This is a genomic window from Acinetobacter sp. CY05, assembly GCF_059515805.1.
This window is the reverse complement of sequence record NZ_JCAKMW010000013.1, coordinates 70,956-97,202: the sequence shown is the minus strand read 5'-3', so window position 1 is coordinate 97,202 and position 26,247 is coordinate 70,956. Positions and strand designations below refer to the sequence as shown.

Here is a 26,247-nt window from a genome sequence, read left to right as displayed (position 1 = left end):
ACTTAATTGCTGCACTGGTAAACCGAATAAACTTGCAATAACCACTTTCGCAAGAGGTCTATTATTTAGAAATTTAATCATTTAAAAAATTATGTGAATGATAAAAGAATAAGTATAATATTAATCAAGAAAATTATTTAATATAATTTATAAAATAGACTTCTTTCATAAGTTATTTTTTACTCAGCTCCAAATTGTAGATGCCCGCGATCAAATTAAATCTTAATCCGAGTCTTTTTCCTCGGTTTCGATAACGCTCGGCAAGGATTTTGAAGGTTTTCAAACGGCCAAATACATGCTCAATCCCAATTCTTCTTTTATTAATTTCTTGATTGTAAAATTTTAGCTCCAGATCTAGTTTGCAGCGCTTTTTTGCTTTTAATGGCAATAAGCTATTTGGATATACTGTATAGATCCCTTGATAACCTTTATCTGCAAGGATAAAGGCACCTGCAGGAATCTGATTCAAGTTGCGTTTGAAGAGTTCGAAATCATGTACAGCACCACGATTCGTACATAAACTCAGAACTTGCTGAGTTCTATAATGGATAATGGCCTGAACTTTGAAAGTATGTGCTTTCTTCTTGCCACTATAGCTTTTCTTCTGTTTTTTTAGGTCTTTGTATTGGGATTTCTGTGGCATCTACGACCACCACATTCCAGTCGATCCCTTTGCCTTCAGGCAAACTCTTAGGTAAATTAAATAGATTGGACTTGATGAGGCAGTCCTCTACCTGGCGGACGATTCTTGAAGCAGTAGGCTCTGACACGCCATAACTTGTTGCGACATGGAACAAAGTTCGATATTCACGCCAATAACTTAAGCACAGAAGAATTTGATCCTCTATACGCAATTTCGGAGGTCTACCTTTCTCTGGAACATGTTTCTGCAATTGCTCAACCATTACATAAAAGGTTGACCATGAGATGCCTGTATATCGCTTAAACTGTGTTTCAGAAAGCTTCTTTGAGTCGATGTATTTCATTCGTAAATTATGCATGAATATTCGAAATTCTTCGGTACAAATAAGAAGCAAAAAGTAGATCATTTTTTGATTTATGAAAGAGATCTATTATATTTTTAATCATAAACAGCATGAATATTTGCAATATCACCGTGAAGTCATCTTCGAAAAAAGAATGAAGTAATAAAAAAATCCCCAAACCTTTTGATTTGGGGATTTTAGAATTTTGGCGGTGAGAGAGGGATTCGAACCCTCGATACGCTATAAACGTATACACACTTTCCAGGCGTGCTCCTTCAGCCACTCGGACACCTCACCATGCGCGGTGGATAATAACCAAAAAGCAGCACGCTGCCAAGTAATAACAATTGATTTAGAGAAAAACTTTAGCGGCAGTGCTATGATTCGCAAAAATAGTCTGCAAAACGAAGACATAATATGCAAACTACTGCAAAAAAAGCCGCGTTGCCAGTCATTACCTTGGCTGCACTTGGCGTAGTATTCGGGGATATTGGAACTAGTCCACTCTATGCACTCAGACAATGTTTCCAAACCGCACACTTAGCCATTACTGAGGCCAGCGTTCTTGGGATTTTATCGCTGATTTTTTGGTGCATGATGCTCACCATTAGCTTTAAGTACATCACCATTATTATGCGTGCCGATAACAATGGCGAAGGCGGAATTATGTCGCTGTTGGCACTGATTCTACGTGCCACCAAAATCGGTGAAAAAAAGCGACTCTATATTATTGCATTAGGTTTTATAGGTGCATCGCTATTTTTTGGTGATGGCATTATTACCCCAGCCATCTCTGTGTTATCTGCGATTGAAGGTTTAAGCATTGCTACACCAATGTTTAACAACTGGCTCGAACCCTTAGCAATTGGGATTTTGGCAGGACTGTTTTTTGTGCAGCGCCATGGCACAGCCACCATGGGTAAATTCTTTGGGCCACTGACTTTATTGTGGTTTGGTTCAATTGGTGCGGCAGGCTTATGGAGTATTATCCAAACCCCACAAGTGCTACACATGATCAATCCGTATTGGGCCTATCATTTTGTTGCAGATCAGCCTTATTTAGCCTTTTTGACCATGGGGGCTGTAATTCTGACCATGACGGGTGGTGAAGCGATCTATGCTGATATGGGGCATTTTGGTCGCTTACCGATTCGCTTGGCGTGGTTTATTGTGGTATTGCCATGTTTACTTTTGAACTATGCAGGGCAAGGCGCGCTGTTATTACGTGATGCCAGCGCCATTGCTAATCCATTTTATATGCTGGTGCCAGAATGGGCACTGTATCCAATGATTGGCCTAGCTACTGCTGCCGCGGTGATTGCCTCACAGGCGGTGATTACTGGCGTGTTTTCTATGACCAATCAGGCAATTCAACTGCGCTATCTACCGCGTCTTACCGTGCACCATACCTCTGATGTTGAGCAAGGGCAGATTTATTTACCATTTATTAACTGGGTGTTGTTTATCTCAGTCGTGATTTTAATTTTACTGTTTGAAAATAGTGCCAATTTAGCCAGTGCCTATGGTGTCGCTGTTACCATGACCATGCTGTGCGGTACCATTTTAATTAGTGTTTTAGCCTATAGTTATTGGAAATGGCCACTGTGGAAAGTCATTATATTTGCCACGCCATTTTTGTTGCTTGACTTTATATTTGTGGCCTCTACCTCAGTCAAGATTATCTCAGGCGGTTGGGTGCCGATCTTAATTGGCGCGGTGGCTTATACCTTACTTATTACATGGAAAGATGGCCGTGAGATTGTGCTAAAACGCCTTTCTAGCGATGCATTACCGATGTCTTTATTTATTAAAAGTATTGGCTATAGCAATGAAACTCAATTTGTACCTGGCACAGCGGTGTTTTTAACGGGTACACCTGATTTAGTGCCGCATGCCATGTTGCATAATATTAAGCATAATAAAGTGCTGCATGATATGAATATTATGGTTACGGTCATCACTCGTGATATCCCTTATGTAGAGGATGAAGCCCGTTTTGAAACTGAGCAAATGACCGAGCGTTTTTATCGGGTCACTTTGTACTATGGTTTTAAAGATCAGCCCAATATTCCAAATGCCTTAGAACAAGCTTTGGCGACAGTGGGAATTGAATATGACCTGATGCAAATCAGTTTCTTTATCTCACGTGACCGTTTAATTCATAGTGTAGGTGATGGTTTAGCCCCATGGCGAGAAAAGCTGTTTATTTCTATGCAGCGTAATACCAGTCCAGTGAGTGATTTTTATAAAATCCCACCTAACCGCGTGGTCGAGCTGGGTAGTCAAATTGAGATTTAAGCGCTGCTGTCACTTAAAAAATCAGTGTTTCGGCACTGATTTTTTTCACGTGACTTGTTAAGCTAGCTGTCGCTGTAATTCACTCTGACGATTCTTGCTGTGCCTGCACCTCCGCGTTCTCAATATTTTGGGCTTAAAATTATTCTGGCTGTGATTGCCAGTTTAAGTTTTGCTATTGTGATGTTTGAAGATCGCTTCAGCACATGGTGGCAACAACGCAATTTGTGTCAAAGTAGTAGCTATGTGCAACAAACGCCATTTTTTTACCGTGATGAGATCTACACCGAAAGTTATCGTGTTTGCGCAAAACATCTAAGCTTGCTGTACTCAGGCATTACAAAAACACCGTTATGGGTGAGTCAATATTTTGCCGCCACAGCAGCAGTGCCTGAAGTAGTGTTAAAGCCCAATATTGCGGCCAATCATGTAGCGCACTTATCGGCTGTCCAACATCAAGAACAGCATTATCAAAGTTTACTGGCCTTGCCAGAGCAGGATCAGCAGCTAGAAACGCTGCTCCGTGTCCCTTTTGCCTCAGAACAGCACGCCCAACAATGGCAGGCGATTGACCAAAGCTTAAAGTACTTAAGCCGTGCCTATCATCAAGATATTTATGTGATTACAGGCACAGATTATAACGCGGCACATCTAACCCAAATTGCTGGTCAGATTTGGGCGCCTCAAGGGATTTATAAAGCGGTTTATATTCCTGAAACAGGGGTGATGGGGGCTTATTATTTGGCGCAACAGCCCAATAGCCAAATTGAATATTTAAGTATTTGTGCTTTAGAGCAAAAATTACAGATGCAGCTGTTTCCGAGTTTAAGCAGCGAACAAAAACGCGATGTTTATCAGTTGCCTTTAACCGCAAAATCTGACTTTGATTGGCAATATGCTTATTGGGATAGCAAAAGTCAGTGTGAAGTAAGCAACTTAAAAAAAGCCGCGCAACAAGCGCCTGAGCAAGCTATTTTTGTCGCAACGCCGTGGTTAGAGCGTGTCGAAACTGCACTGTTAAGTCTGGTATTTGAAGGTTTACATTGGTTGCTGACTCAGCTTCAATAAGATAGCTTTTAGCCTATGTTGCGCCTATACTGCTTGCTCTTTTCTGATCTGAAATTGATGTTTAACATGAAAAAGTTTAGTCCTCTTTCTGGTATGTTATTTTTAGCTGTAGCGGGGGCGACTGCTACATCAACGGCTTTAGCTGCAAATAGCCAACCTAAAGCCTGTTTAGATCAGTTTTATCAAAATACTGCGCCTGAATTACAACGCGAAAGCTTAAAAAAAGATACCACAGCACTATGTTTAAATGGCTTTAACGCCATGCACTCAGGCGTTTCAAAAACCTCATTTTGGGTGGCAGAATATTTAACGCCCGAACGTTTAAGTGTAAAAATTAAACGTGAAGATCGTTTTCATGAAGAAGAGTTAGTTAAAGGTGCCCGCGCAAGCTCTCAGGATTACCGTCGTTCGGGTTATGACCGTGGTCATATGGCTCCCAATGGGGATATGCCAACCAAAGCATCTCAATATGACAGTTTCTCTTTAGCCAATATGGTGCCACAAACTACCCAAAATAATCAGGGGCCTTGGCGAGATTTAGAACATGCTGTTCGTATAATGGTACAAACACACGAACAAGATATCTATGTGGTCTCTGGCCCTGAATATTCAGGGCAAAATATAAAAACTATTGGTGATGGAAAAGTTTTGGTACCAACAGCCACCTATAAAGCCATCTATGCACCTCAAACTGGGGTGATTGGCGCATATTATGTGAGCAATGATATGAATGTGGCCAAGCCAAAAGTTGAGCTGATGAGTATTTGTGCTTTAGAGCAAAAAATTGGCATTAACTTATTTCCAAAACTTAGCGATGCAGAGAAACGCAAAGTCTATAACTTACCTTTAACGGCATCTGCGGTAAAAAATAATCAAACGATTGGTTTAAAAAGCACAGATCAAAAGGCTAAGTGTGCCGAGCCAGTGACCACGCAGCAAATCAATGCCACTAAAAAGCTGTTTAAGCCAAGTGCAAGTTATGAAGGCACCATGGCGGAGGTATTGGCAAAAAAGCCACAACAGGACGTGAGTACACCTGAGCCACAAGCCAAAGCTCAAGAGAATCAGACAGAAAGTTCAGGCATTTTAAAAATTATCTTGGAGATTGTGCAATTTATCGTGCAGTTACTTAAATAAATGAGTAAGGTAAAATAAATTTCGCCAATAACCAACAATAAGAGCTGCGTTATGTTTAAAGCATTTCATCAAGGTACAGAGTCAGATGCCATTTATGATTTGACCTTAGAAAACGATGTTGATCGGGTCAGTATTTATGGCAATTTACAGATTCATAAAGATCAACAAGGTTTAGCTGCAGCAAAAAAACTGCAAGCTTTACTCAATGATATTGTGACACAACTCGAAGCCGAAGCTGACTTACCCGAGAAACTGAACCGCCCAGACAGCGACGAAGTCGAGAATCCATTTTTATAAAAAAAGCCCAGTTTAACTGGGCTTTTTTAATGGTCGTTAAAGTTGAGCTGGCTTACCCACTACCTTATAAATGACTGCACCTATTACTGCACCAATCATTGGCGCTACCCAGAACAACCACAGTTGACTTAAAGCTGCAGTTTCAGCAAAAAAGGCCACGCCTGTACTACGTGCAGGATTCACTGAGGTATTGGTGACAGGAATAGAAATTAAATGAATTAATGTTAAGGCCAACCCTATGGCAATTGGGGCAAAGCCTGCTGGGGCACGTTTATCGGTTGAGCCTAAAATCACAATTAAGAAAATTGCGGTGAGTACAATTTCAATTAGTAATGCAGATAGCATTGAATATTTGCCGGGTGATAATTCAGCAAAGCCATTACTGGCAAAGCCACCTGCACTAAAACCTGCTTGCCCTGAGGCAATCACAAACAAAATCCAAGCGGCAAAGACCGCACCTAGTACCTGCGCAATCATATAAGGCGCCAGCTCTTTAGCTTCAAAGCGCCCACCCATCCATAAACCAATAGAAACGGCTGGATTAAAATGTCCACCCGAAATATGCCCTAAGGCATAAGCACCCGTGAGGACAGTTAAACCAAAGGCCAGCGATACACCGACAAAGCCAATACCAAGTTCAGGAAAAGCTGCGGCCAGTACAGCACTGCCACAACCGCCAAAGACTAACCAAAAAGTACCAATAAATTCAGCAAGATATTTATTCATGCCTTAACTCCATAGTGATTTTTTATTGTAGGTATCTTGTTGTTATTCTTGTAATCTAAAACGCAAAACATGCAAGTGCAAAATAAAACAGATTAATGGTCAACATATTTTTTAAATATAAAAAAAGAGCACCTGAAGTGCTCCTTTTTTTAAGTCTTACTTAGAGGCGCATTTCAATGCCTTGCGCAGCTAAATATTGTTTTGCTTCTGGAATGGTATGTTGACCAAAGTGGAAAATCGAAGCCGCCAACACGGCATCGGCACCGCCTTGGATAATTCCATCGGCTAAATGTTGTAGGTTACCTACACCACCTGATGCGATGGTAGGAATGCTAACGCGGTTGTTAATTTCACGCATTAAGGCAAGGTCATAGCCGGCTTTGGTACCGTCGGCATCCATTGAGGTAACGAGCAGTTCACCTGCACCAAAATCAGCCATTTTTACAGCCCATTCAATGGCATCAATCCCCGTTTCTTTACGACCGCCGTGGGTAAAGATCTCCCATTTGTTGTCGCCGGTTTTTTTGGCATCAATAGCTACCACAATACATTGTGCGCCGAAACGCTGTGATGCTTCTTGCACAAATTCAGGATTATAAATGGCTGCTGAGTTAATGCTGACTTTATCGGCACCTGCATTGAGCAGTAAACGGATATCTTCAACTTTACGCACACCACCGCCAACAGTCAGCGGCACAAATACGCTTTCGGCCATACGTTCAACAGTACGATAGGTCGTATCGCGTCCATTTGAGGTAGCTGTAATGTCAAGGAAGGTAATTTCATCAGCACCTTGTTCGTTATAACGACGTGCTACTTCTACAGGATCGCCTGCATCACGGATGTCTAGGAACTGTACACCCTTCACAACACGACCGTTATCTACGTCTAGGCAGGGAATAATACGTTTAGCAAGCATAATTTTTTTCCAATAATTACAGCCAATTATAAAACTAACCCGCCTAAGAGCTACACCTTGGCAGATTGACACGCTATTCTAGCAAACTTGAGTAAAATTTATCGCAGGTTTTGTATGTCGGTCTATACCACTTTGACTTTAAAGGAAGTTCAGGATTTTGCAGCGCCGTATGGCTTAGAGGTGGTCGACCTGATTCCCATTCAAGGCGGTATTCAAAATACCAATTATTTTTTAGTCTGCCAGGATGGCAATCAGTTTGTGTTAACACTGTTTGAAGAACTAGATGCACAAGCCGCTGGGGAGCTTGTGCCTGTGCTTGAGCATTTGGGTCAGCATGGGGTGGCTGTACCTGTACCATTAAATGTCAATGGCGCGGCAATTTTAAGCTTAAAAGACAAGCCAGCCCAAATCGCACCGCGTATGCGAGGTGAGCATCCAATGCCATCAACGCTTGGTCAAGTACGTGAAATTGCCATTGCTCAGGCTAAAATGCATGTAGCCTTAGCGGGTTTTCCACTACAACGCTCAGAAGTGCGTGATCACGCCTATTGGATGAACGTAGCACAAGAACTTAAACCGACTTTAAGTCAGCCTGATCAAGTGCTATTAAATGAACTGTTAGGCTTATTTGATGCCTTAACTGCGTTGTATCCAAACCGTCCTAAGGGTTTGATTCATTCAGATTTGTTCCGTGATAACACTTTATTTACTGGCGACCAATTGGCTGGCATCTTAGACTTTTATGAGATGAACCAAGATGAATTGTTGCTGGATATTGCCATTACCTTAAATGATTTCTGTACTGAATATCCCGACGTTCATTTAAATGAAGAAAAAGCGGTGGCTTACCTCACTGCTTATGAAACAGTACGTAAACTCACTGATGATGAACGTGCTTGTTTAGAGGTTTACTTAGCAATGGCAGCAGGGCGTTTCTGGATGATGCGTTTACGTGTAGCAGCTAAAAATGCCGAAATGGGCTTAACAGGCGCTGATATTCTGCAAAAAAATCCAGATGAAATGCGCAAGATGCTGATTGATCGCTTAAAATTTGTGACTGCATAATATTAATTTGGGGTAACAATGCGCGATCAAGGGCGATTAGTCGAATGGTTTGATGACAAAGGCTATGGTTTTATCCAACCGACCGACAGTGACAAAGATCGCGTATTTTTACACATTAAAGATTTTGCCAGGCCCGGCCCACGTCCAATCGTGGGCTGTGCTTTAGAATATGTGCCACTCATTGATGGCAAAGGGCGTATACGTGCTCAACAAGTCACTTATTTAAAAGCTGCTCAAGTGAAAAAAAGCACGGCTAAAGTGACTCAAAAGCCACACGCCAAGCAGCATCCATTGAATTTACTGAGTATCATTTATATCGTGCTGCTTGCAGGATTGGTAATTTTTGGCTTACTGCCAAGCTTATTTCTGTTGATCATCAGTCTGATCAATGTTCTGAGTTATTGGTTATATGTTCAAGATAAACAAGCCGCGCAAGCAGATGAACGCCGCGTAGCAGAAAATACCTTACACCTTGTTGCATTTTTAGGTGGCTGGCCTGCGGCACATTTAGCCCAGCAAAAACTACGTCATAAAACACAAAAACAACCCTTTAGACATATTTATTTTGCCATGATTGGCTTAAATATAGCCTTGATGATTTTATTAGTCTCGCCATTTAATCCATTCTTATAATGCATCATTGAGGTCTGACGATGAGCTATTCTATAGATAAAGATCCTAACCGCACTTTAACCTTTATTTTATATGTGTTGTATATCGTGGCAATTTTTAGCGCAGGGATTTTAGCGCTGGTTGCGTTATTAATTAACTACTTAAAACTAGATGCAGTCAAAGGCTCAATTTTTGAAAGCCATTTTCGCTTTCAAATTCGCACCTTTTGGTGGTATTTAATTTGGACGGTATTGGCTTTTGTACCGTTTATCTTCGTATTTTTTACGGGTCAAGATCCTGCGCTTTTTGCTGGAGTGACTTTAGGGGCGAGTGCTTTTTGTATTGCCGTATTGGTCTTATCATGGTTATGGATCGTGTATCGTGCCATTAAAGGTATCATGCGTTTAAATGATAATTTAGCCATTTAAAAAATCCCCTCATGTTGAGGGGATTTTCTTAGCTTTGGCTATGTTGTCTGTTTTGTAAGAATTTAGGTCGCCATTCATTCGCAATCACGCCAAACACCACTAAGATGCCACCTAATAAAGCAAGCGCAGGCAAGCGCTCACCGGCAAGGCGTCCAAAAAGACTGGCCCAAATCGGCTCACCCGCATAAATAATCGCAGCTTGCGATGGCTCAACCATTTCTTGTGCCCAGTTCATCACCAATTGAATACAGGCGCTGGCAATCCCAAGTCCCACTAAGATCATCATTAAATGTGGATGAAAGTCGGGAAGCTGTGTTTCACCTACCATGGGTGCGAACATAAAACAGAACACTGAGGCAAAGATCAGTTGCAGCACTGTGACACGACGGGTATTTACTCTAGGTGCGAAATAACTAATAAAGATAATTTCCAGCGCAATAGCAATAGAGCCTAATAGGGTCAGGATTTGACCAAAACTCAGTTGGATTGCACCAAAGCCATTGCCTGTTAAAAACACCAATCCTAAGAAGGCCAAGCCTGCACCAAGCCAAGTCATCACATGTGGTTTTTTACGAAATAACAGCCATAATAAAATCGGTACAAGTGGTACATACAGCGCCGTTAAAAATGCCGACTCACTGCTACTAATGCTTTGTAAGCCAACCGTTTGTGTGCCATAGCCAAGGGTGATGGTCAAACCAATCACAGCGCCTGCAAAGAGTTCAAAAGCAGTCATGCCTTTGAGGTGTTTCCATGAAATGAGTGTGACTGCAATGGCAGCCGCCATAAAGCGCAATGCAACAAAAAGTACAGGACTGGAAAAACTCAGACCATATTTCACCACCACAAAGGTCGTGCCCCAAATGATGGTAATTAAAATGAGTGACAGTTGTGGAAGTTTAGCTTTCCACAGGGGAAGTTTAGTTGCTTGCATGGACATGGCAGAGAGATCAAAATTCAAAATACACAAAACAAAAAGAGGTCCGAAGACCTCTTTCAAAGCAAAATCAGTAATTTAGATTAAGCATCAAGTACAGCTTGTGCTTCGCGAAGGTTTAAAGTGCCTTCATAGATTGCACGACCTGTAATCGCACCTAAAATACCGTGCTGACCTTTTAAGCCGTGAACGTCATCAATATTGGTTACGCCACCAGAAGCAATCACAGGTAGACCTGAGTAAGTCGCAAGATTGACAGTTTGCTCAATGTTTACACCTTGCATCATACCGTCACGCGCGATGTCGGTGTAGACAATGCTAGATACACCTGCATCAGCAAAACGTTTTGCCAGCTCAGTCGCTTTTACATCAGTGACGTTGGCCCAACCATCGGTTGCCACCATACCGTTCATGGCATCAATACCAACAATGATGTGACCTGCAAATTGTTTGCATGCTTGTTCAACAAATGTAGGATCTTGAACCGCTTTGGTACCAATAATCACATAAGATACGCCTGCATCTAAGTAGTGTTCAATGGTTTCAAGTGAGCGAATACCGCCACCAATTTGAATAGGTAAATTTGGCTGTGCTTTAGCAATCGCTTCAACCACAGGTTTATGGATTGGCGTACCTGCGAAAGCACCATTTAAATCTACCAAATGTAAACGACGTGCGCCTTCGTTTACCCAGTGCTGTGCAGTGGCTACTGGGTCATCAGAAAATACGGTATCGTCTTCCATACGACCTTGTTTTAAACGTACGCATTTGCCGTCTTTAAGGTCAATTGCAGGAATGATTAGCATGCTTTCGCTCCTAGCCTAATCGTATTAAATAGAGTGTTTTGCATCTTAACAAACAAATCTGCAATCTCTAAATAAAAAACAGTAAAAAGCATGCTTTAAGTTTATCAGGAAGGGAATTTTTTATTGATCTCAAGCGCTGCAAGTAAATCAGGCACCTGACTAAAATCATCTAGCGCTGTATCGTAAACATGGAGTAAGTTTTCGGCGGCAATTAAATCTTGAGTCAACTCTTTGGCATCAGGCACAGGTAAATCTTCTGCATGGACTTCAGGTTCAGGCATTTGATGTGATGCTGCTACAGACAGCACTTTATGTAATGCGTGTTGTTCGGTTAGTTGATGACGAGGTCGTTTAATACGCACCACTTTGACTGCTTTCGGCTTTTGGCAGTGCATTTTTGCTTGATAGGGATTGCGCATTAATTGCTGATAAGCGCCCTGAAAAATGTGGAACATCACCGCTCCTTATTTATTTTTTTAATATTTTTTATTTTAAAGAATATTTTTATAAGATTCTGATTTAAAGATTTATTTTTAGGTTTTGTGGTAAACTTCAACTATTAATTTAAATAAGATAAAAGACTTAGTTGAAAAATAAAACTGTAAGAAAATTTGACTAAAAAAAAGCCTAGAAAAAATCTAGGCTTTTTACATTTAATTGAAATTCAACAATTAAACGAAAGGAAGGTTGATGTTTAAGTCTACATCACGTAATGCATCACCTAAACCATTCACAAGACCAACAGCGCCAGCGCCCACTTGCTGAACAACATCACCAAGCTCATTCACAACAGGTACTTCAACGTCTAAAGTTGGTGCTAAAGAGTTCAGTACATCGTCTACAGTATCTGCAACGTCATTCACAACGCCACCAACGGTGTCTAATGGATCAGTTAATAGATCTTTTACTAGTTCTAAAGGCTCAATCTCAGCAACATAATCACCTAAACTGTCTACATCGCCAACAACGTGGTCTAAAGTTTCTTCAACGCCTTCGAGAATTTTACCAATGATTGGTGCATCTTGAAGTTTACCTAATACAGGATCAATCACGTCAGTTGCTAAAGTATCAACTGTGTTAGCAGCATCTTTTACTGTTGCGCCAATAGTGTCTGTTACGCCATTTAAAAGTGTCGCTACGCCACCAACAACTGAACCCGCAGACAGTGCATCAGCAGTTGAATGTAAGGTATCGCTTAAGTTGCCCGTTAAGTTACCCACGAGGTTGTCAACAGTTTCAATTGTGCCACCTAGTAAAGGAGCATTTGATAAGCCATCAAGTACAGGATTAAGTACTTGGCTTACAGCTTCAACAACTGTATCAACGACATGCGCAACAACTGATACGATTTTGCCGAGAACGCTAGAAAAACCTTGAGAAATAGCTGTGAATACACCGCTAATACCTTTTAAACCACCAAAAAGAGCCATCTTTTATCTCCAAAGAACAACAATAAAGCTGAGCATAACTATGTTCTAGATTTAGCCAAAATAAGCAATAAAAAACCAAGTCATAAGGCTCAAGCTTGAAAAAAATAAGTAATGACAGCCCATATGGATGTGACTTGTCATAGGAAAAAATATCTAAATGCTTTACTTTTTGCAAAATATTAATTTTAAACAGTAAGTTAAATAGAATATTTTTGACTAGTTATAGCACAAAAAAACTTAAGTTGAGTAAATTTGTCAGAATTTTTTAATCATTGATTAATATTTCTAATTGACCTTTTTAGTGGCAAAAAACAAACAGGAAAGGATGTGGTTAAAAGCCGGAAAAATAGGTTTAATTAGCGAATAAAATGAAATAAATGCTTAGTACAACTATTGCCACTACAGTGAGAGAGCTTAGATATTTTTCCCAATTTAATGTGTGGCGTATATCACCAAAGGCATTTGGCGTTTTTACACCCGGTTTAAATAATAAATAAGAGGCCAGTAACCAATTTGCAAAAGGGATGATGCATAACACTGCCCAGTAAGGATTAAGCGCACAGTCATGCAGGCGTCGTAGGGTAAAAATAATATGAAAATATACAGCACCTATTTGGGCAATCAGCAATAGCAATAAGGCAATGATGCTGCTTGCATCAAATAACAAAGTGGCATGCTCAAATAAATGTGGGGCGATTAGCCATGCAGTAGCTATCATCAGCAGCAAAGCCAATGCTAATAACACATGCCAAGCAAAGTAAGACACGCGACCAAAACGGCCATGCAGAGATAAGCCTTCATAGGCCGGGTCAGGAGAAGACAAATACATGATGCTGTCCCTTTGTTATTGTTATGGAATTACCATAATTTAAAAATTCAGTTGCTCCTAGCTTGCTTTTGTAAATAAAAAAGCCCAACCGAAGTTGAGCTTTTGTATGCTATGTAGTTAGCCCTTAGATGTTCCAATCCACAAAGTTTTTGAGCAACTGTAAGCCAGCGGTATGGCTTTTCTCTGGATGGAATTGCGTTGCAAATAGATTTTCTTTATGCAGTGCCGTACAGAAATCTAAACCATAATTACAGGTTGCTGCCACAATGCTTGGATCTTGCGGTTCTACATAAAAACTATGCACAAAGTAGAAACGTGCATTTTGTTCAATATTATTCCACATTGGATGGTTCGGGTCTGCCTGATGGACTTGGTTCCAGCCCATATGTGGCACTTTGAGACCGTCCAGATCAGGAAAGCGTTTAACTTGACCTTGGAAAATACCCAATGCATCAGCACCGCCATTTTCTTCAGAGCGTTGCATTAAAGCTTGCATACCCACGCAAATAGCGAGTACAGGTTTATTAAACACAGCATGACGTACCACTTCGTCAATGCCTGCATCTTGCATGCCTTGCATACAATCACGCATTGCACCTACACCTGGGAAGACAATTTTATCGGCTTGGGCAATGAGTTTTGGATCATTGGTCACATCAACCGTTGCACCAACGTGCTCAAGCGCTTTAGCGGCTGAGTGTAGGTTGCCCATACCGTAGTCAAGTAATGCAATACGAGCCATTACAATGTTCCTTTGGTTGAAGCAACAGTATTTGCCGCGCGTGGGTCAACTTCGCATGCCATACGTAATGCGCGTGCAAAGGCTTTAAAGACACTTTCAATTTGGTGATGGCTGTTTTTACCACGCAAGTTGTCAATATGTAGCGTCATTAACGAATGATTGACAAAGCCTTGGAAAAATTCAGAGAATAAATCCACATCAAAGCTACCAATTCGCGCACGGGTAAATGGAATATCCATAAATAAACCCGGACGACCAGATAAATCTACCACTACACGGCTGAGTGACTCATCGAGTGGGGCATAGAAATGACCATAGCGTTTGAGGCCTTTTTTATCGCCTAGGGCTTGTGCAAAGGCTTGACCTAAAGTAATACCGCAATCTTCTACAGTATGGTGGTCATCAATCTCTAAATCGCCATCACAATGAATGTCGATATCAAATAAACCATGACGCTTGATTTGGTCGATCATATGATCTAAAAAAGGAACACCGGTATTGAGAGTGCCTTGACCTGTACCATCAAGATTCACACGAACACGGATTTTAGTTTCGTTAGTGTTTCTTACCACTTCACTGATACGCTCTGTCATAGACACATTCCTCAAAACGTTAAAAATTTAAGCGAAGCGCAAATACTAGATTGCTTAGGAGGGTTTAGCAATGCCTATTACCGTACATGCTCATACGTCTTTAGAAAATAATGACTTTCGTAGTCAACTTGAGCGCTTATACGACTTAAGCCCAGAGTTTTCTGATGGGCAGGATGCGTTAAACCAACTTGAGCATAGCCTCGCTCAAGATACTTTACTGTATACCGCAGAATTTAACACGAAATTGATTGGCGCAATTTGGTGCCGTCAGCAACAAGATGACTGTATTTTAGAATATGTGGTGGTACATCCTGCCAATCGTGGTCGTGGTGTCGCTGAGCGTTTAGTCATTGAAGTGTGTCGTATGCAAGAACAGCAGGGCAGTAAGAGCTTTATACCCGGTTGTGGTGCCATTCATCGCTGTCTAACTAAGCTCGATAAGTTATAAAAGGCCAATTTTTGTGGATTTTGCTGTAAAAATAAACACTTGAATTGAAAATGTAGACTTAAGGCTTGACGCTGGAGTTTGAAAACGCTTTAATACGTGCATCGGCGTGATAGCTCAGTAGGTAGAGCAACGGATTGAAAATCCGTGTGTCCCCAGTTCGATCCTGGGTCTCGCCACCATATTCGAAAAATCCCCAAACTTAAGTTTGGGGATTTTTTTTGCTTAAAATTGTTTATGAAATAAATATTTAATAATTTTTAAAGAAATGTGTTGACTAATATCTCAAGATAGGGCTTAATACACCGCATCGGCGTGATAGCTCAGTAGGTAGAGCAACGGATTGAAAATCCGTGTGTCCCCAGTTCGATCCTGGGTCTCGCCACCATATTCGAAAAATCCCCAAACTTAAGTTTGGGGATTTTTTTATGCTTAAATTTTTTTTACGTATAATGATTAAAAATAACAACAATGAGAAATAACAAGATGAAGGATTTATTTTCTGAACATAGTGAATGTTATCAAAAAGCTCGACCAAGTTATTCAGAGGAAATCATAGGACAAATACTGTTATCAGTACCAGAGCGTGATATGGCTTGGGACGTTGGTGCCGGCTCAGGCCAATTTAGTCAACGCTTAGCGCCGCATTTTAACCATGTCTTGGCAACTGATATTAGCGAAAATCAGCTTATGCATGCGCCAAAGCTCAGTAATGTGCGTTACAAGGTCAATAAAGCTCAGCATAGTGACTTAATGGCACATGTGGTAGATCTGGTTACTGTTGCGCAAGCAGTGCATTGGTTTGATTTTGAGCGTTTTTATAAAGAAGTTAAACGTGTGCTTAAACCAGAAGGGGTAGTGGCCATTATTGGGTATGGCTTAATTGAAATTCATGATGCGCATTTAAATAGCAAAGTACAGCACTTATATCACAATATTTTAAAGGACTATTGGGATGCTGAACGACGTTATATTGATGAAGGCTATCAAACGATTCCTTTTCCATTTGAAGAAATTGTTACACCACCATTAGAGCTGAATTATGTTTGGACAGCACAGCAGCTGTTTGAATATTTAACCACTTGGTCGGCAGTGCAACATTATGAAAGGCAAACTGGGCATTCGGCCTTAACTGAAATTGCTGATGACTTAAAACAACATCGTGATTTGTCTATTAGTGTGACTTTTCCGGTTTTACTACGTTTAGGACGACTTAAACAGGATTAAAAAAACGCCCAAATGGGCGTTTTTTAAGCAAAAGCTTAAGCTTCTTCAGTCACCAGCATCGTGCCAGTTTCTTCGAAGTTTGAATGCCAAGAAAGCGCTTCAGTAAGGATGTGTGGTGTTTGGCCACCTTTAGCACATGCACGATCGAAGTAATCGTTCAGTGCATCTTTATAAGATGGGTGTACACAGTTATCAATAATCGCACGCGCACGCTCACGTGGCGCTAAACCACGAAGATCAGCTAAACCTTGCTCTGTCACCAATACGTCAACGTCGTGGCATGCATGGTCGATGTGAGACGCAAATGGCACCACAGACGAGATTGCACCGCCTTTCGCGATCGACTTGGTTACGAAAATTGCAAGGTGTGCATTACGCGCGAAGTCACCTGAACCACCAATACCGTTCATCATTTTGGTGCCACAAACGTGCGTTGAGTTCACGTTACCGTAAATATCAAACTCAAGTGCAGTGTTAATGCCGATGATACCTAAACGACGTACGATTTCAGGGTGGTTTGAAATTTCTTGTGGACGAAGAACTAACTTATCTTTATATGCTTCGATGTTGTTAAATACTTTCTCACCAAATTTTTCAGATAAAGTAATTGAAGAGCCAGACGCGAACTTCATTTTACCTGCATCAATTAATTCGAAAGTACAGTCTTGTAATACTTCTGAATACATCACAAGATCTTCAAAGTTAGAATCTTTTAGACCTGTCAGTACAGCATTGGCAATTGAACCAATACCCGCTTGTAATGGACCTAAGTTTGACGGTAAGCGCTTTGCAGCAACTTCACGCTCAAAGAACGCGATTAAGTGGTCTGCAATACCTTGAGTTTCATCATCTGGTTCAGTTACAGTTGATGGAGAGTCGTGTAATTCGCTGTTAAATACGATACCCACGATTTTCGCTGGATCAACTTGAATTGCAGTTGTACCAATACGCTCATCAGATACAGTTAATGGAATTGGGCCACGTGTTGGACGCATCTCTGGGATATAGATGTCATGTAAGCCTTCAAATGCTGGGCTTAAATTGGTGTTGATTTCCACAATCACTTGCTCAGCAAATTGTACGAAGCTTGCAGAGTTACCGACAGAAGTCGTTGGAATGATGCCACCATCTTCAGTAATCGCAACAGCTTCAATCACCGCAATGTCATTTTTCTTTAATTGACCGTTGCGCATTTGCTCAACAGTTTCAGATAAATGCTGGTCGATAAACATCACTTCGCCTTTGTTGATGGCTTTACGTAATGTGTTATCCACTTGGAATGGAAGACGACGTGCTAGTACACCCACTTCAGTTAATTTTTTGTCAAGGTCGTTACCTAAACTTGCACCCGTAATTAGTGTAATTTTTAATGGGTTAGTTTTGGCACGTTCTACTAAAGCTAAAGGTACAGCTTTTGCTTCGCCTGCGCGAGTAAAGCCACTCATACCTACAGTCATACCATCTTTGATGAATTCAGCAGCTTGAGCAGCGCTGATGACTTTGTCATGAAGTGAAGCTAAACGAATGCGATCTAAAGACATGGTTTACTCTCGTTAAAATTTAAAGCTGATACGGATTGTACCGATCAGAAAAGCCATTGTGCATAGCTGTTAGGCTAAGGTCTAATTTTTTCAAAAAATGTGGGTATAAATTAATCTTATAATATATAAGCACATGATTTTAAAATAATTAAACCTAGGGGTTTATTATTTAAACAAAATTGTTTGTTTAAATATTGAACAATAGTTAAAAGCGATCACTCAAACTTTGTTTGAGTTTTTCGAGTGTACTATGTGCTTCAATTTCAGGGATTTGGTTGCTGTGTAAGGGCAAAGAAATAATAGCTTCTAAGCCGCCTTCGGGGCGATTATGAATCAGTAATTCACCTTGGTGAATATCGACAATTCGTTTCACAATCGCTAGTCCTAAACCACTCCCTTGTACCGTACGTGCTGCATTACCACGAACAAAAGGCTGCATGAGATCTTGGATTTGATCTTCAGGAATTCCTTCGCCATGATCAGCAACGCGAATAAAGATTCGCTCACCCAATAACTCAGCAGAAATATCAATGGGTTCAGCCCCATAACGTTTGGCATTATTAATTAAATTACCAATTAAACGCTTTAAAGATAAACTGCGTGCTTGAATGATAGGTAATTCATTGGGGCTAAAACGAATATTTAAAGGCTTAAATTGTACCACCAGCTCTTGTAGTAAGCTGTTGAGGTCAGTGTCTTGCGGTTCTTCATCAGAACCATCACGCATATAAGAAATAAATTGATTTAAAATCGCATCCATATCTTCAACGTCGTAAATTAGACCTTCTTTTAAAAAGTCTTCATCAGGCATCATTTCGGCACTCAAACGAATACGAGTCAGGGGAGTGCGTAAATCATGTGAAATGCCAGCCAGCATAATGCGACGGTCGCGCTCAGTTTGATCAAGTGAATAAATCATGCGATTAAAAGCCTGATTCACTTCACGAATTTCTTGCGGACCATGATTGGTCTCTAAATATGGTGCCTTGCCATTTTTGGTATAGCTGTTGGCAGCATTTTGTAAACGACGTAGCGGTCGATTGAGCTGACGCACCAAAGTTAAAATAATAATGGCAGCGATTAATGGTGTACCGAGTAACCAAGCAACAACCAATTCTGGGCTGTAATTGGCATAGGTTTTTAGCGGTTCGCGTGCCCAATTGCCATTCATTTCAGGGGTTTGAATCCAAATACGTGGGCTCGGCTTAAATTGAAAATAGACGGTAACGTTATTAATCCCCAATTCTTTAGCAAGCTTGTCTTCAATTTGATTGGTAAAAAACTCAGCAATGACTTTTTCCCGTACATTGGGAAATTCTTCGGGGTCGGTAATATATTCTAGACCTACGCGATCTTTGAGCCAGACCTGAGGATTAACCATTTCACCTTGATGATAAATACGTAAATCAGGGTCATTTAAAATATCTAGCTCTACTGCTAAATAGCGTGCATGTTGTTGAATTTCAGGTAAATATAGCGTACGCCAAAAAAACCACAATGACATAAACAAGCTAAATAACACCACAAATAATACCAAAACCGTGGTACGCATTGCGGCAGAACGCGGCTTTATTTTGTCCAGAAAGCGTTCGGTTCGAGTGCGTTTTTTTTCTGAATACGCTGCGTAATCTTTAAATTCTTGTGGATCTAGAGGATCAAGTTTCACCGCTGCTCTCAAATTAAAGCCAAAAAAATTGGGTTTACTGCAACAGTAAACCCAGCTTGGAACTACTATTCTGCACCATCTGGAACGAAGACGTAACCAACCCCCCAAACGGTTTGAATATAACGTGCACGTGCAGGGTTTTCTTCAATCAAACGGCGTAAACGTGACACTTGCACATCAATCGAACGTTCCATTGCCCCCCATTCACGACCACGCGCTAAATTCATCAGTTTGTCTCGTGTTAAAGGTTCACGCGGATGTTGTACCAAGGCTTTAAGCACGGCAAATTCACCCGTAGTTAAAGTCACCACTTGGCCTTCACGGGTTAAAGTACGGGTAGAGAGATCGAGTGACCACGGCCCAAAGCTGACCACTTCCATATGTTGGCTCGGAGCGCCGGGTACTTCGCGTACTTGACGACGCAATACCGCACGAATACGGGCGAGGAGCTCATTGGGATTAAATGGTTTTGGTAAGTAGTCATCTGCACCTGCTTCTAAGCCGGCAATACGATCTGAATCACTACCGCGCGCGGTCAGCATAATAATAGGCGTATCAATATTGGACTGACGTAGACGACGGCAAATACTTAAACCATCTTCAACAGGTAACATAAAATCAAGCACGATGAGCGAAAAGAGTTCACGTTGTAATAAACGATCCATTTGCGTGGCGTCATGCGCAGTTTTCACTACAAAGCCTTTATCTTCTAAAAAACGTTGTAGTAAAGTACGTAAACGCACATCATCATCTACAACGAGAATGCGTTCGACGCGGTCAGTTTCTTGTACAGCATCTAAATTTTCAGCGGGTACAACTAAACTCATGATGTGCTCCTTATTCTTTATTGTCATCGTCATGTCAGATTTCAGTATACGATATTCAATGGGCTTTGCTATGTTCTAAAGCAACAAATATCCGAGCTAAAATCAAGACATAGATACCAAACGTATACAGGTAAAATGCCGCATAAAAAGGCAAAAATCTTATTCTTTGCTGCGCTTTTGCTGTTATTTTGTGCGCTTAAATAAAACTATACCAAATTGGCAAGAACAACCAAGCATAAATTTACGAAAACAAATGTGGATTTTATAGTCTTGGTCTTTATAATCATGGCATTTAGTACTTATCCTTGTGGGATCAACACGATGACTGACTTAGTTCAGCAGTTGGCAAAAGAAATTGCCGTACGTCCAAATCAAGTCGAAGCTGCCATTAAGCTGATTGATGAAGGGGCCAGCGTTCCATTTATTGCGCGTTACCGTAAAGAAGTAACTCAAGGCTTAGACGATACGCAGTTACGCCAACTCGATACGCGTTTATCGTATTTACGTGATTTGTTTGAGCGCCGCGAAAAAGTAATCGAATCACTCAAAGAACAAAATAAACTATCTGATGATTTATTAGCGCGTGTCAATGCGGCAGAAACTAAGAATGCATTAGAAGAAATTTATGCACCATACCGTCCAAAACGTACAACGAAGTCGTTTAAAGCCAAAGAGGCCGGTCTTGGTGACATCGCAACACAAATTCTAAGTCAAGAGATTGAGCCAGCTGCAGCACTCGCAGGCTATAGTCATGAAAACTATGCGGATTTAGACAGCCAACTTGACGCTATTCAACACATCATTATTGATGAGTGGGCACAAAACATTGCTTTAACTGCTGAGTTAAAAGCCATGTTTGCCAAAACTGCTGTATTGAAAAGCGCGGTCGCGTCTGAAGAGAAAAAAGAAGTCGGTAAGAAATTCCGTGATTACTTTGATTTCTCTGAAAATTTAAACAAAGTGCCGTCACACCGTTTATTGGCCATGTTACGTGGTCGTCAAGAAAACGTGTTGGGTTTAAAAGTGGATGGTGAAGATACTGCGCCAATCGCACGTATTGAAACTGAATACAATTTAGATGCAGTACAGCCACAAGCACGTCAAGCGTTCCTTAAACAAACTGCTCAACTGTTTTGGTTAGGCAAAGTTCGTCCAAGTATTGAACATTCATTGTTAACTGATAAACGTTTAAGTGCTGAATCTGAGGCGATGAATGTATTTGCTGAAAACTTACGTCATCTGCTTCTTTCTGCACCTGCAGGTAGCCGCACTACTTTAGGTGTTGATCCTGGCATTCGTACCGGTGTGAAATTGGCAGTAGTCAATGCATCAGGTGACGTGGTTGCCCATAGCACGGTTTATCCATTTGCACCAAAAGATGACAAAGCAGGAGCAATTGCTGAACTTGCACGTCTGTGTCGTGAATTTAATGTTGATTTAATTGCTATTGGTAATGGTACAGCAAGCCGCGAAACTGAAAGCGTGATTAGCGAGATGATGGCAGCCAACAGCGACCTCAATTTAACTCGCGTTACAGTGTCTGAAGCAGGCGCATCGGTGTATTCTGCTTCTGAGTTGGCTTCACAAGAATTACCAGATTTAGATGTATCGATTCGTGGTGCGGTTTCTATCGCACGTCGTTTACAAGATCCACTGGCTGAACTGGTAAAAATTGAGCCTAAATCGATTGGTGTGGGTCAATATCAACATGACGTGAATCAAACTGGTTTAGCCAAAACTCTTGATGCTGTGGTTGAAGACTGTGTGAACGCCGTGGGTGTAGATGTTAACACTGCATCTGCAGCAATTTTGGGTTATATCGCGGGTTTAAACAAAGCCATTGCTCAGCAAATTGTTGAATACCGTAAAGAGCATGGTCGCTTTGAAGCGCGTACTGCCCTGAAAAACGTACCACGTTTAGGTGAGCGTACCTTTGAACAAGCGGCAGGTTTCTTACGCATTCAAGAGGGTTCTGAACCACTTGATGCCTCAGCAGTGCATCCAGAAAGTTATGCTTTAGTCGCTAAAATTGTTGCTGCTAAAGGTACAACAGTAAAAGACATCATTGGTAATGCAGAAATTATTCGCCAAGTGAATCCTGAAGAATTTGTGGATGATAAAGTTGGTCTACCAACGATTCAAGACGTGCTGAGCGAACTTGAAAAACCGGGTCGTGATCCACGTCCAGAATTCCGCACAGCTAAATTCCGTGATGACATTACTGATGTTAAACAGCTGACTGAAGGTTTAACCTTAGAAGGTGTGATCACCAACGTCACTAATTTTGGTGCTTTTGTAGATGTTGGTGTGCATCAAGATGGTTTAGTGCATATTTCTGAACTGGCGAATGAGTTTGTGGCTGATCCGCATAAAGTGGTGAAACCAGGTCAAATCGTGCAAGTTCGTGTACTTAATGTTGATGCTGAACGTAACCGCGTAAATTTATCGATGCGTCCGGAAGGTTCACAGCCAGTAAAAGCACTACGTCCACGCCGTGAGCCAACTGAGCAACGTACTGAACGTAAGCCACAAGCAAAACGTCCACAACAAGCCCGTGGTGAGCGTCCGCAAGGCGAGCGCCCACAAGCGAAAAAACCACAGAACCAAAAACCACAAGAGCAAAAAATTGGTGGTTTAGGTGCGCTGTTGTTACAAGCAGGGATTAAAGGTTCGAAATAATCTTTCGTTGCTAAACAAAAACCTCCCTTTGGGGAGGTTTTTTTATCTCTAAAATAAGCTAAATATTTAAAAATTGGTCAACATAACAAAGTTAACTGAAGTGAAGCTGAAGGGTATTAAAAAAGTATAAAAATCACACAATTTAACAGCATAAATGAACTATAAAAAAAGGTTAAAAATCACGCATATTAAGCATGGGTTTTTGGAGGGTAAAAGCCTAACAACTTTTGAGTCGATATTTTTTGAGACTCGATATTTATTATAAATGGTTAATTATTATGTTGAATTTAGCAGAAAAAAGTAAGTTTCATCTTAAGGATTTACTGTCTGGTACAGTGGTTTTTTTAGTGGCACTACCGCTGTGTTTAGGTATTGCTTTAGCCTCTGGCGCACCGATTATGGCGGGTATTATTGCCGGTATTATTGGTGGTATTGTGGTAGGGATGTTAAGTGGCTCACACATTAGTGTTGCAGGGCCAGCTGCAGGCTTAACAGCAGTGATCTTAATGCAGTTAGAACAATTAGGCGGCAATTATGCCGCCTTTTTATTATCGGTTATTTTTGCCGGTGTACTGCAATTGTTGTTTGGCGTATTTAAATTAGGTTTCTTTGCCAATTTTGTCCCGAATAACGTGATTTTGGGTTTATTGGCAGCCATTGGTGTGATTCTTATTTTAAGTCAGATTCCGTATTTGTTTGGAATTACTGATTTTAGTTGGCGTAATTTGCCTGAGTTGTCTATGGCACAGATTGACTCTAGTGCAGCTGCAATTGGCCTATTTAGCCTTTTGATTATGCTGACTTGGGATGCGAGTCCGTTAAAAAAAATGCTATTGCCATCTGCCTTAATCGCGGTATTACTGGCAGCGGTCTTAAATTTTTTTTTAACGCAGACCTTAGGACTTGGTATTCAAAGTCAAAATTTAATTCAATTACCCAATGTATTCGCTGATCCGAGTGCAGTATTTACTTTCCCTGACTGGAGCTATTTAGCTGAACCGCTGATTTATACAGGTGCAATCACTTTAGCTGTGGTGGCCTCCTTAGAAACCCTGCTGAATTTAGAAGCAGCAGATAAACTCGATCCTTATAAACGCTCATCACCACCTAACCGTGAATTATGGGCGCAAGGTGTGGGCAACATGGCATCGGGCTTTATTGGTGGTATGCCATTAACTTCGGTCATTGTGCGCAGTTCGGTAAATGCCAATGCTGGTTCACGCAGTAAATGTTCAACCATCACGCATGGGATTTTATTATTACTGGCAGTAATGTTTTTTGTACCGCTGATGAATATGATTCCGTTGTCTGCACTGGCAGCGATCTTGATTATTACTGGTTTTAAACTGACCCATCCTAAATTGTTTAAGCAAATGCTGGCGAAAGGTTGGAAACAGTTTTTACCGTTTATTATTACCTTATTGGCGATTTTATTGACCGACCTATTAATGGGGATTTTAATTGGCCTGGCAGTCAGTGCAGGATTTATTCTGTATGGCAATTTACATAAGGGCGTACGTGTCTATAAAGAAAAGCATTTACATGGTGTTGTGACGCGAATTGAGTTGCCTTCACAGGTGACCTTCTTAAACCGTTCTAGCTTAATTACTGCTTTAGAGCATGTACATAAGCATGAACAATTGATTATTGATGCCACTCATTGTCATAGTATTGATCCTGATATTTACGATGTGATTCAGGATTACCAGAGTGAAACTGCCGTGCAGCGCAAAATTGATTTAAAACTGATTGGCTTTAAACAGCATTATGCTGATATTGATGATGCGGTATTAGATATTGATATTGCAACGGCTGATGTACAACGCAATTTAAGCCCGCAACAGGTGCTGACGATCTTACAAGAGGGGAATCAGCGCTTTGTAAGTAACGATCGTTTACAACGTGATATCTATCGTCAAATTCGTGTCACTGCAGATGAAGGTCAACATCCGATTGCCGCCGTCCTGGGCTGTATGGATTCACGCGCTCCAACAGAAATGATTTTTGATGTAGGTATTGGTGATCTATTTAGTTTACGCATTGCAGGCAATGTTGCGGGGCACAAGGTATTAGGTTCATTAGAATTTGCCTGCCAAGCCAAAGGCGCCAAAGTGATTGTTGTACTTGGGCATACCGATTGCGGTGCGGTAACCAGTGCCTGTCAGTTACGTTTAAGCAATCAAAACATTGAAGATGTTGAGGGCATGCCACATATTCAATACGTGCTCGGACCCTTAATGGAATCAGTCAATAGCGTACATGGCTTGATGCAACCACGTGATTTAAGCCCTGCTTTTATTGATCAAGTCACGCGGATGAACGTGCTGTATAACATTGGCTATATTTTGCAACATAGCCAAGTACTTAAACAGTTACATGATCAAGCCAAGATTGCCATTGTGGGGGCAATTTATGATGTGAAAACCGGACAAGTCCATTTTTTAGATGAGTAAAAGAAAAGAGCGCGGCAGCGCTCTTTTTTATAGCATTGGAACCACCCAACCACAGATGATCAACATAATCCCAAAGTGACCGACTTTACGTGTCACTTTTACAACACGATGTACCTTAGGTACTTGCGTGGCAGTTTTTTCGGTTGGGTGTTTCACAATTTTTAAGAAATACGTTGAGGCTGCTAAATCTAAACAAATCAAAATGGCGCCGACATCAGCGACAATTTCCATAAGTTCATAATCTTGTAAATAGATACTGCGAATAATGCCATACCCCAAAAACAGAGCAAATGCCAAAAAAGCATAAACCAAAATAATGTGCCACTTCATAGTTAAAATTCAATCATTTATAGGTAGGAGTTAATCCAATTTATATGCCTAAACATACATAAAAATTGGCTGAAAATCGTCAACATCAAGCAGGAAATACCCAGTCATCAGATGTATAAGTTCAATCAATCGCTAAGAAAAATAAGGCTTTTAAGTTGAATTGGCAAGTTATGAGTCACAATAGCAATGCGACAAGCAGGGCATTTTAA

At 41.0% G+C, this 26,247-nt stretch carries 26 protein-coding genes and 3 tRNA genes; 13 read left to right on the top strand and 16 right to left on the bottom strand.

The genetic code is table 11. The annotated features are described in order from the left end of the window. Positions 1-172: 172 nt before the first annotated feature. The 3 genes from AC5YCD_RS10585 to AC5YCD_RS10575 form a co-directional block, all read right to left on the bottom strand. Positions 173-643 carry a transposase family protein gene (locus AC5YCD_RS10585; RefSeq protein ID WP_496130000.1) on the bottom strand — a complete coding sequence of 157 codons (471 nt, stop codon included), beginning with the start codon at positions 641-643 and terminating at the stop codon, positions 173-175. After that, positions 591-1,001, bottom strand: a complete 411-nt coding sequence (locus AC5YCD_RS10580) for a transposase family protein (protein ID WP_496129999.1) — start codon at positions 999-1,001, stop codon at positions 591-593. Before AC5YCD_RS10580 ends, AC5YCD_RS10585 begins: the two co-directional genes overlap by 53 nt. Before the next feature lie 191 nt (positions 1,002-1,192). Further along, positions 1,193-1,283, bottom strand: a tRNA-Ser gene (locus AC5YCD_RS10575). Positions 1,284-1,403: 120 nt separating this feature from the next. Here AC5YCD_RS10575 and AC5YCD_RS10570 point away from each other — a divergent pair. From AC5YCD_RS10570 to AC5YCD_RS10555, 4 genes are all read left to right on the top strand, one after another. After that, positions 1,404-3,284, top strand: a complete 1,881-nt coding sequence (locus AC5YCD_RS10570; RefSeq protein WP_496129998.1) for a potassium transporter Kup — start codon at positions 1,404-1,406, stop codon at positions 3,282-3,284. Positions 3,285-3,383: 99 nt separating this feature from the next. After that, complete coding sequence (locus AC5YCD_RS10565) at positions 3,384-4,349, top strand: hypothetical protein (protein ID WP_496129997.1); 966 nt, start codon at positions 3,384-3,386, stop codon at positions 4,347-4,349. Between the two features lie 66 nt (positions 4,350-4,415). After that, positions 4,416-5,486 (top strand): DNA/RNA non-specific endonuclease, encoded by a 1,071-nt coding sequence (locus tag AC5YCD_RS10560; protein ID WP_496129996.1) that lies wholly within the window; start codon positions 4,416-4,418, stop codon positions 5,484-5,486. Positions 5,487-5,537: 51 nt separating this feature from the next. Next, entirely contained in the window at positions 5,538-5,783 is a 246-nt protein-coding gene (locus AC5YCD_RS10555) for a hypothetical protein (RefSeq protein ID WP_496129995.1), read from the top strand. Positions 5,784-5,819: 36 nt separating this feature from the next. Here the strand turns inward: AC5YCD_RS10555 and aqpZ are convergent, their stop codons facing one another. Both aqpZ and hisF read right to left on the bottom strand, forming a co-directional pair. Next, positions 5,820-6,509 (bottom strand): aquaporin Z, encoded by a 690-nt coding sequence (gene aqpZ, locus AC5YCD_RS10550; protein WP_496129994.1) that lies wholly within the window; start codon positions 6,507-6,509, stop codon positions 5,820-5,822. Positions 6,510-6,669: 160 nt separating this feature from the next. Beyond that, positions 6,670-7,428 (bottom strand): imidazole glycerol phosphate synthase subunit HisF, encoded by a 759-nt coding sequence (gene hisF / locus AC5YCD_RS10545; protein WP_496129993.1) that lies wholly within the window; start codon positions 7,426-7,428, stop codon positions 6,670-6,672. A 114-nt stretch (positions 7,429-7,542) separates the two neighbouring features. Here hisF and AC5YCD_RS10540 point away from each other — a divergent pair, with 114 nt between their 5' ends. The 3 genes from AC5YCD_RS10540 to AC5YCD_RS10530 are packed head-to-tail and all read left to right on the top strand — an operon-like array spanning position 7,543 to position 9,533. Then, complete coding sequence (locus AC5YCD_RS10540; protein ID WP_496129992.1) at positions 7,543-8,493, top strand: homoserine kinase; 951 nt, start codon at positions 7,543-7,545, stop codon at positions 8,491-8,493. Positions 8,494-8,511: 18 nt separating this feature from the next. After that, positions 8,512-9,126: a DUF1294 domain-containing protein gene (locus tag AC5YCD_RS10535; RefSeq protein WP_496129991.1), complete on the top strand. Its 615-nt coding sequence runs from the start codon at positions 8,512-8,514 to the stop codon at positions 9,124-9,126. A gap of 20 nt (positions 9,127-9,146) precedes the next feature. Beyond that, positions 9,147-9,533 carry a DUF4870 family protein gene (locus AC5YCD_RS10530; protein WP_496129990.1) on the top strand — a complete coding sequence of 129 codons (387 nt, stop codon included), beginning with the start codon at positions 9,147-9,149 and terminating at the stop codon, positions 9,531-9,533. A gap of 28 nt (positions 9,534-9,561) precedes the next feature. On the opposite strand, the gene AC5YCD_RS10525 is transcribed toward AC5YCD_RS10530, so the two are convergent. The 7 genes from AC5YCD_RS10525 to hisB all read right to left on the bottom strand — a co-directional run bounded on the left by AC5YCD_RS10525 (position 9,562) and on the right by hisB (position 14,870). Continuing rightward, entirely contained in the window at positions 9,562-10,473 is a 912-nt protein-coding gene (locus AC5YCD_RS10525; protein WP_496129989.1) for a DMT family transporter, read from the bottom strand. An 80-nt stretch (positions 10,474-10,553) separates the two neighbouring features. After that, positions 10,554-11,276, bottom strand: a complete 723-nt coding sequence (gene hisA / locus AC5YCD_RS10520) for a 1-(5-phosphoribosyl)-5-[(5-phosphoribosylamino)methylideneamino]imidazole-4-carboxamide isomerase (protein WP_496129988.1) — start codon at positions 11,274-11,276, stop codon at positions 10,554-10,556. A gap of 104 nt (positions 11,277-11,380) precedes the next feature. Further along, positions 11,381-11,731 carry a hypothetical protein gene (locus AC5YCD_RS10515; protein ID WP_496129987.1) on the bottom strand — a complete coding sequence of 117 codons (351 nt, stop codon included), beginning with the start codon at positions 11,729-11,731 and terminating at the stop codon, positions 11,381-11,383. Positions 11,732-11,947: 216 nt separating this feature from the next. After that, the gene (locus AC5YCD_RS10510) at positions 11,948-12,706 is read right to left on the bottom strand and encodes a hypothetical protein (protein ID WP_496129986.1); all 759 of its coding nucleotides are present in this window, start codon (positions 12,704-12,706) and stop codon (positions 11,948-11,950) included. 352 nt (positions 12,707-13,058) lie between these two features. Beyond that, complete coding sequence (locus AC5YCD_RS10505; RefSeq protein WP_496129985.1) at positions 13,059-13,535, bottom strand: DUF805 domain-containing protein; 477 nt, start codon at positions 13,533-13,535, stop codon at positions 13,059-13,061. Positions 13,536-13,659: 124 nt separating this feature from the next. Then, entirely contained in the window at positions 13,660-14,277 is a 618-nt protein-coding gene (gene hisH / locus AC5YCD_RS10500) for an imidazole glycerol phosphate synthase subunit HisH (protein ID WP_496129984.1), read from the bottom strand. Continuing rightward, complete coding sequence (hisB, locus tag AC5YCD_RS10495; protein WP_122900149.1) at positions 14,277-14,870, bottom strand: imidazoleglycerol-phosphate dehydratase HisB; 594 nt, start codon at positions 14,868-14,870, stop codon at positions 14,277-14,279. Before hisB ends, hisH begins: the two co-directional genes overlap by 1 nt. Before the next feature lie 70 nt (positions 14,871-14,940). Here hisB and AC5YCD_RS10490 point away from each other — a divergent pair, with 70 nt between their 5' ends. From AC5YCD_RS10490 to AC5YCD_RS10475, 4 genes are all read left to right on the top strand, one after another. Further along, complete coding sequence (locus AC5YCD_RS10490) at positions 14,941-15,318, top strand: GNAT family N-acetyltransferase (RefSeq protein WP_496129983.1); 378 nt, start codon at positions 14,941-14,943, stop codon at positions 15,316-15,318. Between the two features lie 103 nt (positions 15,319-15,421). Continuing rightward, positions 15,422-15,497: transfer RNA gene (locus AC5YCD_RS10485), tRNA-Phe, on the top strand. A 130-nt stretch (positions 15,498-15,627) separates the two neighbouring features. Then, positions 15,628-15,703: transfer RNA gene (locus AC5YCD_RS10480), tRNA-Phe, on the top strand. A 98-nt stretch (positions 15,704-15,801) separates the two neighbouring features. After that, positions 15,802-16,542 (top strand): class I SAM-dependent methyltransferase, encoded by a 741-nt coding sequence (locus tag AC5YCD_RS10475; RefSeq protein ID WP_496129982.1) that lies wholly within the window; start codon positions 15,802-15,804, stop codon positions 16,540-16,542. A 35-nt stretch (positions 16,543-16,577) separates the two neighbouring features. On the opposite strand, the gene scpC is transcribed toward AC5YCD_RS10475, so the two are convergent. From scpC to ompR, 3 genes are all read right to left on the bottom strand, one after another. Continuing rightward, on the bottom strand, positions 16,578-18,083 hold the full coding sequence (gene scpC / locus AC5YCD_RS10470) for a succinyl-CoA:acetate CoA-transferase ScpC (protein WP_496129981.1): 1,506 nt from the start codon (positions 18,081-18,083) through the stop codon (positions 16,578-16,580). A gap of 205 nt (positions 18,084-18,288) precedes the next feature. Then, entirely contained in the window at positions 18,289-19,749 is a 1,461-nt protein-coding gene (locus AC5YCD_RS10465) for an ATP-binding protein (protein WP_496129980.1), read from the bottom strand. A gap of 65 nt (positions 19,750-19,814) precedes the next feature. Continuing rightward, positions 19,815-20,576, bottom strand: coding sequence for an osmolarity response regulator transcription factor OmpR (gene ompR, locus AC5YCD_RS10460; RefSeq protein WP_122900140.1), 762 nt, complete (start codon positions 20,574-20,576; stop codon positions 19,815-19,817). 321 nt (positions 20,577-20,897) lie between these two features. On the opposite strand from ompR, the gene AC5YCD_RS10455 reads away from it, so the two are divergent. Beyond that, positions 20,898-23,255 (top strand): Tex family protein, encoded by a 2,358-nt coding sequence (locus tag AC5YCD_RS10455; protein WP_496129979.1) that lies wholly within the window; start codon positions 20,898-20,900, stop codon positions 23,253-23,255. Between the two features lie 272 nt (positions 23,256-23,527). Next, complete coding sequence (locus AC5YCD_RS10450; RefSeq protein ID WP_496130002.1) at positions 23,528-25,708, top strand: SulP family inorganic anion transporter; 2,181 nt, start codon at positions 23,528-23,530, stop codon at positions 25,706-25,708. A 27-nt stretch (positions 25,709-25,735) separates the two neighbouring features. On the opposite strand, the gene AC5YCD_RS10445 is transcribed toward AC5YCD_RS10450, so the two are convergent. Continuing rightward, positions 25,736-26,038, bottom strand: a complete 303-nt coding sequence (locus AC5YCD_RS10445; RefSeq protein ID WP_496129977.1) for a hypothetical protein — start codon at positions 26,036-26,038, stop codon at positions 25,736-25,738. Positions 26,039-26,247: the final 209 nt, after the last annotated feature.